This window comes from Rhizobium sp. SVR5-2C (assembly GCF_056755115.1).
Genome location: NZ_JBNDHT010000037.1, coordinates 18,990 through 31,917, shown reverse-complemented (window position 1 = coordinate 31,917; position 12,928 = coordinate 18,990). Strand labels below are relative to the sequence as shown.

At 61.0% G+C, this 12,928-nt stretch carries 12 protein-coding genes; 5 read left to right on the top strand and 7 right to left on the bottom strand.

Annotated elements, in window-relative coordinates:
• Positions 1–8: 8 nt before the first annotated feature.
• The 4 genes from ACPYOI_RS13215 to ACPYOI_RS13200 form a co-directional block, all read right to left on the bottom strand.
• Complete coding sequence (locus ACPYOI_RS13215) at positions 9–1,211, bottom strand: MFS transporter (RefSeq protein WP_481417303.1); 1,203 nt, start codon at positions 1,209–1,211, stop codon at positions 9–11.
• 327 nt (positions 1,212–1,538) lie between these two features.
• Positions 1,539–3,827, bottom strand: coding sequence for a xanthine dehydrogenase family protein molybdopterin-binding subunit (locus ACPYOI_RS13210; protein WP_481417302.1), 2,289 nt, complete (start codon positions 3,825–3,827; stop codon positions 1,539–1,541).
• The gene (locus ACPYOI_RS13205; protein WP_481417301.1) at positions 3,824–4,819 is read right to left on the bottom strand and encodes an FAD binding domain-containing protein; all 996 of its coding nucleotides are present in this window, start codon (positions 4,817–4,819) and stop codon (positions 3,824–3,826) included. Before ACPYOI_RS13205 ends, ACPYOI_RS13210 begins: the two co-directional genes overlap by 4 nt.
• Positions 4,819–5,292: a (2Fe-2S)-binding protein gene (locus ACPYOI_RS13200; RefSeq protein ID WP_481417300.1), complete on the bottom strand. Its 474-nt coding sequence runs from the start codon at positions 5,290–5,292 to the stop codon at positions 4,819–4,821. Before ACPYOI_RS13200 ends, ACPYOI_RS13205 begins: the two co-directional genes overlap by 1 nt.
• A gap of 307 nt (positions 5,293–5,599) precedes the next feature.
• Between ACPYOI_RS13200 and ACPYOI_RS13195 the strand changes: the two genes are divergently transcribed.
• From ACPYOI_RS13195 to ACPYOI_RS13175, 5 genes are all read left to right on the top strand, one after another.
• Positions 5,600–6,151: a TetR/AcrR family transcriptional regulator gene (locus ACPYOI_RS13195; protein WP_481417334.1), complete on the top strand. Its 552-nt coding sequence runs from the start codon at positions 5,600–5,602 to the stop codon at positions 6,149–6,151.
• 305 nt (positions 6,152–6,456) lie between these two features.
• The gene (repA, locus tag ACPYOI_RS13190) at positions 6,457–7,671 is read left to right on the top strand and encodes a plasmid partitioning protein RepA (RefSeq protein WP_481417299.1); all 1,215 of its coding nucleotides are present in this window, start codon (positions 6,457–6,459) and stop codon (positions 7,669–7,671) included.
• A gap of 51 nt (positions 7,672–7,722) precedes the next feature.
• Positions 7,723–8,769: a plasmid partitioning protein RepB gene (gene repB / locus ACPYOI_RS13185; RefSeq protein WP_481417298.1), complete on the top strand. Its 1,047-nt coding sequence runs from the start codon at positions 7,723–7,725 to the stop codon at positions 8,767–8,769.
• Positions 8,770–8,919: 150 nt separating this feature from the next.
• Entirely contained in the window at positions 8,920–10,245 is a 1,326-nt protein-coding gene (repC, locus tag ACPYOI_RS13180) for a plasmid replication protein RepC (protein WP_481417333.1), read from the top strand.
• A gap of 455 nt (positions 10,246–10,700) precedes the next feature.
• Entirely contained in the window at positions 10,701–10,886 is a 186-nt protein-coding gene (locus ACPYOI_RS13175) for a hypothetical protein (RefSeq protein ID WP_481417297.1), read from the top strand.
• 72 nt (positions 10,887–10,958) lie between these two features.
• Here ACPYOI_RS13175 and queE read toward each other — a convergent pair whose 3' ends face one another.
• From queE to queC, 3 genes are read right to left on the bottom strand one after another with little or no spacing between them, the layout of a single operon-like run.
• Complete coding sequence (gene queE, locus ACPYOI_RS13170) at positions 10,959–11,696, bottom strand: 7-carboxy-7-deazaguanine synthase QueE (RefSeq protein WP_481422933.1); 738 nt, start codon at positions 11,694–11,696, stop codon at positions 10,959–10,961.
• Positions 11,693–12,049, bottom strand: a complete 357-nt coding sequence (gene queD, locus ACPYOI_RS13165) for a 6-carboxytetrahydropterin synthase QueD (RefSeq protein ID WP_481417295.1) — start codon at positions 12,047–12,049, stop codon at positions 11,693–11,695. Before queD ends, queE begins: the two co-directional genes overlap by 4 nt.
• A complete protein-coding gene (gene queC / locus ACPYOI_RS13160; protein WP_481417294.1) occupies positions 12,049–12,759 on the bottom strand; it encodes a 7-cyano-7-deazaguanine synthase QueC in 711 nt (236 codons plus the stop codon). The genes queD and queC overlap by 1 nt, the downstream gene beginning before the upstream one ends.
• Positions 12,760–12,928 lie beyond the last annotated feature (169 nt).

Below are 12,928 nucleotides of genomic sequence, written 5' to 3'. Positions count from 1 at the left end.
GCGGCGCGTCACGCCACCCGGTACCTCGGAATGCGCGGCAGGAAGATCGTGAACAGGCCGAGCAGCGGCAGATACGAGCAGATCTTGTAGACGAAGGCGATGCCGTGGCTGTCGGCGAAATCGCCGAGGAAGGCAGCGCCGAGGCCGCCCGCGCCGAAGGCGAAGCCGAAGAACACGCCGGCAATGAGCCCGACGCGGCCGGGCACCAACTCCTGTGCGAAGACGACGATCGCCGAGAAGGCGGAGGCGAAGATCAGGCCGATGACGACGCTGAGCACGCAGGTCCAAAAGAAATTCGCATAGGGCAGCAGCAACGCGAAGGGAATGACGCCGAGGATCGAGAACCAGATGACGAAGCGCGCCCCGAACCTGTCGCCGATCGGCCCGCCGAGGAAGGTGCCGACGGCGACCGAACCCAGGAAGAGGAACAGCATGACCTGCGCCGACTGGACGCTCAGCTGGAACTTCTCGATGACGTAGAAGGTGAAGTAGCTCGACATGCTGGCCATGTAGACATTCTTCGTCGCAGTCAGCAGCACGAGGATCAGCAGCGTCCAGACGACCCGGCTCTTCGGCAGCGGCAGGGCGCGGCTGACGGCCGGCCTGCCGGCGTTCTGGCGGCGGTGGCTTATGTACCAGTTGCCGACGCGCGCAAGCACGATCATGCCGACGACGGCGATGACGGCGAGCCAGGAAACGCTGTGCTGGCCGAGCGGCAGCACGATGAAGGCGGCCAGCAGCGGACCGATTGCCTGTCCGGCATTGCCCCCGACCTGGAAGAAGGACTGCGCGAAGCCGTGGCGGCCGCCGGACGCAAGCCGCGCGACGCGCGAGGATTCCGGATGGAAGACAGCCGAACCGAAGCCGATCAGGCTGGCGGCGACCAGCAGCAGTTCGAAGCTTCCGGCATTGCCAAGCAGCACGAGACCGCAGAAGGTGCTCGCCATGCCGACCGGCAGCGAATAGGGCATCGGCCAGCGGTCGGTCACGATGCCGACCATCGGCTGCAGCAGCGAAGCCGTCACCTGGAACGTCATCGTCAATAGGCCGATCTGGACGAAGTCGAGATCGTAGTTCGCCTTGAAGAGCGGGTAGAGCGAAGCAAGCAGCGACTGCATGATATCGTTCAGCATGTGGCAGAAGCTGACGGCCACAAGGATCGACATCGTCGTCTTCTCGAAACGGGGCGCATTCTCGCTCAACACGGCCATAAGCATTTCTCCTGCGGCCGGTTCAACGCCATGCCGCCATTGCTTTACATAAGATGATTTTGGCGATCGGAGCCTGGGGGCTAGTTTTCGGCGGCGGTCGCGTAAACAGCCTTTATCGCAACCTGCGCGTCAATTACAGGCCTGTTTTCGCAGGATCGGTACGCCAGCCCATTTTTTATGCAGTTGATCCGTGTAGCGAGCCCGTCCGGAGCGTAAGAGTGCGCGCCGCACGATCTCACCCTGGCTCGGCCCCGGAGCGGGAGAGCCTTCCCCGGCCATAGCCGGAGAAGGGATAACGCCTGAATGCAAGTCTTCCGCGCTCAACCGTCAGATCAGCTTTTCCAGCGTGATCGGCAATTCCCGGATTCGTTTGCCGGTTGCGTGAAAGACAGCGTTGGCGATTGCTGGCGCGACACCGACGATGCCGACTTCGCCGACGCCCTTGCCGCCCAATGCCGAGGCATTGTAATCCGGTACGCCGACCGAGATCACCTGGATATCCGGCACGTCCGAATTGGTCGGCACCAGATAATCACCCATGTTGTTGTTGACGGTGCGGCCGTTGCGCAGGTCGACAAGGCCTTCCTCCAGAAGCGCCTGACCGATGCCCATGATGATGCCGCCGCGCCACTGGCTTTCCACCAGCCGCGGATTGTAGAGCCGGCCGCAGTCGAAGGCCGAAACCATGCGGGAAACCCGCACCGTGCCGAAATCCTCATCCACCCGCACTTCGGCAAAATGAGCGCACCAGCTGTGCATAGAATAGTCGCCCATTGTCGGCCCCTGCACCTTGGCCATCGTCGTCCAGGCCTGATGATGCTCCTGGGCGGTGGCGCCATCCGGCAGCGTGTTCCGGCGGATTTCGATCTCGTCGCGGCCGAGCGCTGCCATCAGTTCCGGCAGGGTGAGCGACGGACCTTCGCCGCGCGGTGCGGCAATCCGCCCGTCGCTGAAGGTCAGCGTGTTGGCACCGGTCGCGCGCAGCGGCGACTTTGCGTCGCTGAGCGCCAGCCCGATCAGCTCGTCACGGGCGGCGGTTGCCGCCTTGTGCACGGCGCCGACGATGGAACCCGCCAGCATCGAGCCGCCGGCGATCGCCGAACCCGGCAGACGGGAATCGCCGAGATGGACCTCGACCTGGTCGACCGGAATGCCGAAGACCTCGGCCGCGGTCTGGGCGAGGATGGTATAGGTCCCCTGCCCCATGTCGATCGCTCCGCTGACGACCCCGACGCGGCCATTCCTGAGAATGCGGATGATTGCCTCGCTCGGCGCCTGGATGACCGGGAACGTGCCGCAGCCGATGCCCCAGCCGATCAGGGTCTTACCATCACGCATGGAGCGCGGCGCATGACTGCGCTTCGACCAGCCGAAGGCTTCGGCGCCCTCGATCAAGGCTTCGCGGAGCCGGCGGGTCGCCCACGGCTTCCCGGACTGGTAGTCGTGATCGGCATCGTTCTTCAACCGAAGTTCGAGCGGGTCCATGCCGAGCTTGTAGGCAAGCTCTTCCATGGCGCTTTCGATGCCGAAGGAGCTCGGGTTCTTGCCGGGGCCGCGCAGCGCCCCGGGCGTCACGGTATTGACCGGCACGACGCGGTGCTGCGACGAGAAATTCTCGACCTTGTAGAGGATCGGCGTCGCGGCACCCGTCTGCTCCGGCCAGACAGCGTAAGTCGACGTTTCGCTCGCGCCGCGATGGACGATGGCCTGAAGGATACCATCCTCCGTCGCACCGAGCCTGAGCGTCTGGCGCGTCGCGGCGCGCCCGCCATAGCTGGTGAAGTTCTGCGGGCGGGTGACCGCAAGCTTCACCGGCCGGCCGAGCTTTCTCGCCGCGAAGGCTGCCACTGCGCCGTAGGCGAGCACCGCACCCTTGGAGCCGAAACCACCGCCGATGAAGGGGGAGATAAGGCGGACATTTTCATAGGGGATGTTGAACCATTCCGCATAGGTACGCGCCATGCCGTGTGACCATTGGCTGGGCTCCCAGACCGTCAGCTGGTCGCCGTCCCATTTCACCGTCAATCCGTGCGGCTCCATCGCGGTGTGATACTCGCGGGGCGTGGAGTATTCCGCCTCGATCTGGACGGGTGCGGTGGCAAGCGCGGCTTCGGCATCGCCCCAGTCGGAACTCAGGTGATCCATCACGGTGCCTTCGCCCGCCCTCGGATCGAAGAGGCTCGCGACATGAGGGGCTTCCTCATAGGTGACGCTCACCAGCTTCGCGGCCTCGAAGGCCTGTTCCCGGCTTTCCGCGACCACGGCTGCGATTGTCTCGCCGTTGAACCGCACCTCGCGCGGCAGCGGAATATAGGGCTGGTTTTCCGGCCGGTTGCCAAACCAGTCGGTCGCGACGGTCATGCCAAAATCGTCGTCCGGCGTCAGCACCATCAGCACACCCGGCGCGGCAAGCGCGGCGGAGGCATCGATCGAGACCACGCGCCCGGCCGGAATGGTGCTCTGAACGAGGACGGCATGGGTCAGTCCTTCGACCGGATATTCCAGCGCATAGGTCGCAGCACCCGTGACCTTCAGGCCGCCTTCGAAGCGGGATTGACGGCCGCCGATCATGCCGTCGGAGGCGTCGCCGCGTTTGCGGGGTTCCATGATGGTCATGCGAGGGCTCCCATATTCTGGGCCATTGTCAGGATGGCGCGGGCGACGACGCGCGGCGCAAGTTCGATCTTGTAGTGGTTGCCTCCAGAGGAGACGGCGCCGTCCACGGCGAGCCGGCTCGCCCTCTCGACGCCTTGCGTGTCGAGAACCTTCCCGGTGAGCTCTTTTTCGACGGCGCGTGCCCGCCAGGGTTTTGTCGCAACGCCCCCAAGCCCGACGCGAATATCACGTACCGTCTTACCGTCCGCCTCGAATTCAAGGCCGACCGCGGCGCTTGCCGCGGCGAACTCGTAAGACTGCCGGTCGCGAACTTTGAGATAGGTCGAGTTCCGAGCGGCAGTCGAGGCTGGAATGGTAATGGCGGTGATGATCTCACCGCGCTCAAGCGCCGTTTCCTCGTCCGGTGTAACGCCGGGTATGAGGAAGAAATCGTCGACAGCAACCTTGCGACGACCCAACTCGACCACTGCGTCGAAAGCGACGAGCGCCACGGCGAGATCGCCGGGATAGGCCGCAATACAGGCTTTGCTGGTGCCGAGAACCGCGTGGTTGCGGGTCACGCCGCCAATCGCCGAGCAGCCGGAATCGGGATTGCGTTTGTTGCAGGCGGCAAAGACGCCCGGCTCGCGGAAATAGGAACAGCGGGTCCGCTGCAGAAGATTGCCGCCGATCGTCGCCATGTTGCGAAGCTGGGCGGATGCGGCAAGCGACAGCGACTCCGACACCGCCGGGAAAGCGGCGCGGATATCCTTGTGGTCGGCCACGTCGCTCATTTTGGCGAGCGCCCCGATCGTGGCGCCGGCGGCATCCACGGTGATCCCGCCGAGGCCGGCAAGATGCGTGATATCGACGACCGTTTCGGGGTTGCTCACGCCGCATTTGGCGAGGTCGAGCAGGGTCGTGCCGCCGGCGATGAACATCGCACCCGACTGGGCGACTGCCGCGCTCGCCTGATCGGCCGAGGACGCACGGAGATAGGAAAAGTCTTTCATCAGGCTATCTCCACCGCTTCGCGCACCGCCGCAACGATGCTGTTATAGGCTCCGCACCGACAGAGATTGCCGGACATGTATTCGCGGATTTCCGCGTCTGAACCCGCATGACCCTCGCGGATGCAGGCGACGGCGGACATAATCTGCCCCGGGGTGCAATAGCCGCACTGGAAGGCGTCGTGTTCGATGAAGGCCGCCTGGACCGGATGCAGGTTACCGTTTTCGCCCGCAAGACCTTCGATCGTCGTGACCTCTCGGCCCTCGACCTGCGCGGCAAGCGTCAGGCAGGAAAGGACCCGCTTGCCATCGACATGACAGGTGCAGGCGCCGCACTGGCCCTGATCGCAGCCCTTCTTTGTGCCGGTCAGCCCAAGATGTTCACGCAGTGCATCGAGTAGCGTTACACGGGGTTCGACGGCTAACTCGTGAGACTTGCCGTTGATATCAAGCTTGAGATTGATTGTCCGGGTCATGGTATTCTCCTGGCTCGCCGGAGGGATTGCATCGTCATCAAAAGTTGCCGCTCTTGAGTGGGGAGCTCCTGCGAAAGCTAAGACTGGCCCCACACGCTGCGGCGTTCGTGTTCACCTACGGCGCCTTGTGCAATCGAGACATGACATTTCGCCTCTTTCTGCGATAACAAGTGCACGGCACTCCAGTTAAACGGAGGCGCCTCCGAATAAACTAGCGGCATGCGCGGCAGCGTCAAGCCCTTATCTGCAGGAGAGGCTTTTGGGTGGAAAGGAAGCAGGCGAAGACGACGCAAAGCCCGAAAGGCGTATGCGAGCCGATGCGCTGCGCAACCGCGACAAGCTGATCGCCGTTGCAGCCGTCGTCTTCGCCGATCACGGCGTCGAAGGTTCGCTGGAGGAGATCGCCAGACGCGCCGGCGTTGGCATCGGTACGCTTTACCGGCATTTTCCCACCCGCGAGCATCTGGTTGAGGTCGTCTATCGGCGGGAGCTTGAGAATCTCGCGACAGCTGCAAGCGAACTTCTGGCCGAACATCCTGCCGACGTTGCGCTCGAAGAATGGATGAACCGCTTCGTCAGCTACATTGCCGCAAAGCGCGGCATGGCGCAAAGCCTGCGTGTTCTGCTCAATTCCAACTCCGAGCTTTTCGCCGAAAGCGCCGGGCTCATCTCCGGCGCCTTTCGGCAGCTGGTCGACAGCGCCGCCGCCAAGGGGTTGATCCGGAGCGATGTCAACAGCACCGATCTGCTCCACGCGCTCTCCAGCATCTACTCCATTCCCGACTCCCCGGAATGGCGGGAACGTTCCCGGCGCCTTGTTCGCCTGCTAATGGATGGACTTCGACGGGGTGTAGAGTAAGATCAACGGTGCCTACCGAATCCGATTTGGACCGGTTTGGAGTCGCCGCGGCACTCCGCTAATGCGCTGATATGGTTAATCTTCGCGGCATTACGGAAGAAAACCCGCCCTTAGGTTCCGCAGCTCATACTCGGACTCCAGACACTCCTGAAACTGGCAATGACGCCAAGAATGCCCTCGGGCGCCTCTCAACGAAAAGCGTTAACTCCTTGTTAACCCTAATTGCCTTGCAAGAAAATGAGAATCGGCGTCTAAATGCGCTTTCATAGCCTGCGCGCTGTTTAAATCGCATTTTCGAGATTTCCATGAACATGGCACCCACAATTGATAAAGCAATTTCTGACGTCGATCAGCTGATCATCGGCCAGGCTCAGGAACTGTCAGACAAGCTGAAGCAGCATCGATTGGAAATGTTTCCGCCCCGGGCCATGAAGGGCCTGCGCGAATTTCAGCTTGCGGAGGCTGCCCGCTTTCTCGGCGTCACGAGCGGCTATCTCCGCAACCTCTCCCTCGAAAGCAAGGGTCCCCTCCCCCAGGTGACGCCATCCGGCCGCAGATCCTACACTGCTGCGCAGATGGACGAGATGCGGTTGTTCCTGGATCAGAACGCCCGGGGCAGCACCCGCTACGTTCCGCACCGCAAGGGCAACGAACATCTGCAGGTCATTGCCGTGGTGAACTTCAAAGGCGGCAGCGGAAAGACCACCAGTGCGGCCCACCTCGCCCAGCATCTGGCGCTCACCGGCCATCGTGTTCTTGCGGTCGACCTCGACCCGCAAGCCTCGCTTTCGGCAATCCACGGCTTCCAGCCGGAATTCGATGTCGACGAGAACGAGACGCTTTATGCGGCAATCCGTTACGACGACCAGCGGCGGCCGCTGAAGGAAATCATCCGCAAGACCAATTTCCCCAATCTCGACCTCGTACCCGGCAATCTCGAACTGATGGAGTTCGAGCACGATACACCGCGCGTTCTTGCACAGGGCAAGACCAGCGATTACGGCCGCATCTTCTTTGCCCGCCTGGATGAGGCGCTGTCCTCAGTCGCCGACGACTATGATGTCGTCGTCATCGACTGCCCTCCCCAGCTTGGCTTCCTGACGATGAGCGCAATCTGCGGCGCGACCGCCGTGCTCATCACCGTGCATCCGCAGATGCTCGACGTGATGTCGATGTGCCAGTTCCTGCAAATGTTGGGCGAAGTGCTGAACACGCTGAAGGGCGCCGGCGGCAACATGAATCTCGACTGGCTTCGTTATCTCGTGACCCGCTACGACCCGCAGGATGGCCCGCAGACCCAGATGGTTGCCTTCATGCGCTCCATGTTCCGCAATCACGTGCTCACCAATCCCATGCTTCGAAGCGTGGCGATTTCGGATGCGGCGATGACGAACCAGACCCTGTATGAGGTGGAGCGCAACCAGTTTACCCGTGCCACCTATGACCGCGCGATGGAGGCCATGAGTGCGGTGAATGGCGAGGTTGCTGAGCTCATACACAAGGCATGGGGACGCAAATGAACTATCCCCGATTTACCGCGGTAAACCGCTTGACCGTCCGGAGGAAACCAAATGGCCCGTAAGAATATTCTCTCGGGCCTCATGGACGATTCCAAGACGTTTACGGCCGTAAACCACGAACCCAGCAGCGACGCAGAGAGGCAGCAGATCACCTACAAGGGTATCGGCGCGCTGGGTGCCGTTACCCGCAGTATCGACGCCCTCGCCGCGAGAGCCGATGCCGCACGCGACATCGAAGACAAGCTCGCCCACGGCGAAACTGTCATAGATCTCGACACCGCGCTCATCGAAGATTCCTTCGTCAGCGATCGCCTCGCGCATAACGACGAACAGTTTCGCGAACTGGTGGAAGCCATACGCCTGCGTGGCCAGGATTCGCCGATTCTCGTCCGACCCCACCCTGAGAAGGATGGGAAATATCAGATCGCATTCGGCCATCGCCGCGCACGCGCCGCAAAAGAACTGGGCCGGCCGGTTCGCGCCGTCGTCAAGAAGCTCGCCGACCGCGACCACGTCATTGCTCAGGGCCAGGAGAATTCCGCGCGCGCGGACCTCTCGTTTATCGAGCGTACGATGTTTGCAGACAAACTCGACACGCTCGGTTTCGATCGGGAAACCATTATGGCCGCGCTCAGCGCCGATAAGACCACGGTCTCCAAGATGCTCTCGGTTACGCGACGCATCCCGACCGAGGTTCTTTCGGCAATCGGCGCCGCCCGCGCAACCGGCCGCGACCGCTGGCACGATCTTTCGGTGAAATTCGAAGAGGAAAACGCTCCGGAGCGAGCAAGGCTGTTTGTCGAAACGCCGGAATTCGAGGCCGCAGAACCGGACGCACGCTTCGACATGCTTGTTGCCTTTCTCAGCAGGACGCCATCGTCGCCCGCACAAAGCGTAACACCAGCATCTGCCATCAGCCAATGGCACCGCAAGGATGGCTCCGTGAAGGCGAAGATCAAGGACGACGGAAAGCAGTTCACTATCGCGCTCAAGGCGAGGGAGGCATCAGCCTTCGGCGCCTACATCGCGGACAATCTGGATCGTCTCTACGAGGCGTTCGAGACGAGCAAAGATTCACGAAAGAACGGAGATCAATAGCAAAAGAAAAGGCCCCCGAAACGTTGCCGCCGCGGAAGCCCTCTCTGATCTAGACACCCAGAGAATCACATTTCCGCACAACATAGTCAAGAGTCTCCGGCACCTATTTTCGGTGAGCTGATACCTTTTGCCTTGAAGAAGGCGAAGAAAATGGAAAGCGGAAGTGTGACGACGCCCTTTGGGCGGCGGCCGATGACACTTGGCATGCTCACAAGCCAGGTGACAAGCCGGGACGTCGGGGCAAGTGCCTCGGTCGACAAGTGGAAAATCTATCGCGCCCTGTGCGAAGCAAAGCCTCTGCTCGAAATCTCGGACAGAGCTCTGACCGTTTTGAACGCACTGCTCAGCTTCTATCCGAAGAGCGAACTTTCGGCTGATAACAGCCTTGTCGTATTTCCTTCCAATGCGCAGCTGTCGCTCCGATGCCACGGAATGGCCGAGCAGACGATCCGCCGGCATATGGCCGCACTCGTCACCACCGGTCTCATCATCCGCAAGGACAGCCCCAATGGAAAGCGTTACGCGCGCAAGAACCGCCAGGGCGAAATCAATGACGCCTACGGTTTCTCGCTAGCGCCTCTGTTGGTCCGCGCAACGGAAATCGAGCAGCTTGCCGCAAAGGTCGCCGCCGATCGCCTTTATATGCAGACTCTCAAGGAACGCCTCACGCTCTGCCGCCGCGACATCTCCAAACTCATCAACGCTGCACTCATCGAGGAGCTTCCCGGTGAATGGCTGGGCGCTCAGCAGCGCTTCCATCAGATCCTCGACCAATTGCCAAGGGTCGCATCTACCCGTTTGATCGCGTCGGCCTTGGCCACGTTGGAGACTCTCCGCGAGGAAATCATCAAGCAGCTGGAAATGCTCATTAAAGCTCAAAATCCGAGCGGCAATGACTCACAAAATGAGCGGCACATACAGATAACAGAATCTGAATCTCCTCTTGATTCTGAAGCTGCGAATGAAGCACCGGTATCCGAGTTTACGGCAGTAAACCGCTCCTCCGCCGTCGCGTTCGATGACCGGGTGCACATCCCAACCGGGAACGCCGAAACCCCCATCCCTAGCACGGATGCTCCCGCAGCAATCTATCCGCTTCCTCTATCGCTCGTCCTCCAAGCGTGCCCCGAGGTGCGCAGTTACGGCCCGGCGGGCACGATCAAGACGTGGCAAGACCTCATTGCCGCCGGAACAATGGTGAGTTCAATGCTGCAGATCAGTCCATCTGCCTACAAGGACGCTTGCCGCGTCATGGGCCCGCAGAACGCAGCGACTGTGCTCGCATGCATCTTCGAGAGGGCAGGGGAGATCAATTCCGCAGGCGGTTATCTACGGTATCTCACAAAGCGAGCACAACGTGGAGAGTTTGCGATAAAGCCAATGTTGATGGCTTTGGCCGGTGCAAAGGAAACACGTCACCGACCGGCCGCTCGTACGTCAAAATCCGGTAGCTCTACCTCGGCGTATGGTGATTGAAATGAAAGTGCAGATAATTTCCGTTATCTGGAGAAGAACGAGCAATAACAGGCCATTAAAAATTCGACAAGCAGATCTCTACGCTCTCGCTGTGTGTCCTGCGGTGCCGCTAGACCGGAGATATGAGGGTCGGTGTAACAGACAGACGGGTGAGGGATACCATAGCCTCTAAACCGGATAACGGTGGAAACCTCGCGCTATGAGGCGCCTGTCGTGCGGTGAGGGGAGAGGCTCGGTCGCGCTGTCTTTTGGCCAAGAAGCGCAAACACGAGGCAATACCTTCTTTCGGGGAAGCCGAGCATCAAACAGCTATATAACGGCAAGCGCTGTTTTCTGCGAAAATGACCATTCTTGTCTGAAGATGGGCGCAAGCGCACGGGGTTATCCAATCAAGTCGTATCGCTCCGAACGATCAGGGTTCGTCATGCGTTATCTTCGGCAAAGGAGGAAGAGCCATGAAGAACATGAACAACAGACAGGTACACGTTCCTGGTCCCCACGACCACGATGTTGCCGATCACTGCAAGAAGCTGGCCGTGGACCCTGCGGAGGAGCGCAAGCTGCTCAGGCTCCTTGGCAAACATGCGCCGCTTCACGAGATCCGGGCGAATGCTCCGCCGAAACAGCCACGGTTCCGCTAAGCGAAGTCGCCCGCGAGCATATCGGCACCCTCCATCAGTCTCGGCCGCAGACACGGCCGGGACACTCGATTGTCAGACGCCCCGCTTGTTGCCCCACAACAGCACGTGCAGTTGCGGCAAGACGCGAGCTTCGAACCAGCGATCTTCCGTCACTTTGTTCACGAGCCAGAGCATCCGGTCCATGATACCGTCGATATCGACCACTGCCTCGTCGTCTTCGGGCGGCGGAGGCGTGTGGTTGCCGGGTTGAAGGTAGACCGGAAGGCTGGGATAGCGCGCCGCGGCAGAGCGCGCATAGAGATAGTCGCGCTCGTCAAAGACCACGATCTTCAAGGCGATCTGCGGCTTCGCTCCAGCCGCCCGCAGACAGTCATCGAAAGCACGCCAATCCGTGTTCATCCCGCTTGAGGGTGGCTTCGGGCTCAGCACCAGCACATCGAGATCGGCAAACCAATCCTTGGCGATACTGCCTTGCGTCTCCAGCGCGAACTGATAGCTCTCCTGATGGCCGCGTGCGATCAGCGGTCCGAGCGGCTGGATCGCCGGGTTGCCGCCCGACAACGACACCGTCAGCGGGCGATTACCAGAAAGCCGCGAAACCTCCCGCCAGATGTCGTCAACCGACATCGGAAGCCATTGATCGCGATATTCGCTATCGACGGCGTGCAGCGTGTCGCACCACGAACAGCGGTAATCGCATCCGCCGGTCCTGACGAATACGGTCGGAAGGCCGATCAGGATACCTTCTCCCTGGATCGTCGGCCCGAAGATTTCGCTGACGCGGATCTGCGTCTCGCGAGGCTCGTTCATGGCCGGTACTCCGCCCAGGTCTTCGGCGTTTCGCTGACCCGGACGGCCGAGGTTTCCGGCAGGCGCGCCTTGCACCAGTCGTAAAAGTGCTTGGCGAGATATTCGGAGGTCACGCGGTCATGACCGAAGACCTCGTTGAGATGCCGATGATCGAACCGCTCGTCGATATACTGCTTCAGAGGGGCAAGCTCATGATAATCGCGAACGAAGCCGTTCTCTTCGAGTTCGGCGGCCGCAAGCTCCACGACGACGATGTAATTGTGGCCGTGAAGGCGCGCGCACTGGTGCTCGGCGGGAAGGCCGGTTAGCTGGTGCGAGGCCGAGAAATGAAACTCCTTGGTGATACGGAACATCATTTCACCTCCTCGGCGGAGAAGCCGGCCGTTGCAGCCACCCAGAAGTCCGGATCCTCGTAGTCGGTCGGATCGTTAACACCGGCAAGATGAAATGCCTCGCGCCGTTCCACGCAGGTTCCGCAACGGCCGCAATGGCGCGCGCCACCCTTGTAGCACGACCACGTCTCCGCAAAGGGAGTGCCGTTCCTTGCACCGTCGGTGACGATGTCCGCCTTCGAGACGGTGACGTAAGGCGCGTAGAGCGAAACGCTGGCATAGCCCTCGAGCGCCTGGTTCTGCATCTCCTGAAATGCATTGATGAAGCCCGGCCGGCAGTCCGGATAGATGAAGTGGTCGCCGCCATGCACCGCGACTGCAACGGCATCGGCTTTCTGCGCCGCGGCAAGTCCGAAGGCGATTGCGAGCATGATGGCGTTGCGGTTGGGAACGACGGTCGCCTTCATCGTTTCCTCGGCATAATGCCCGTCCGGAACGTCGACGTCGTCGGTCAGCGCTGACCCCGTGAGATGGCTGCCGATCTGTCTGATGTCAATGATGTGGTGGGCCACGCCCAACCGTTTGGCGCAGGCGGCGGCGAAGTCGAGCTCCTTTCGGTGCCGTTGACCGTAGTCGAAGGAAAGAAGGCTGATGAGCTGGTGTTCCGCGGCGACCTTATGGGCGAGCGAAACGGAGTCCAATCCGCCGGAGCAGATGACGATGGTTTTCATGATTGTCTGGTCCCTTGTTTTGACCGGGTGGGCTGCGACCGGATTACGAGGTGGCATATAGAGCAATCATCCCAACTTGTGAAGAGCAAGTCCGGATTGTGTATTAGCATTATCTTGCGTAAGGCCGGCACGAAGCGCAAAATGCCCCGGCGGTAAATGGGGCGGGCCC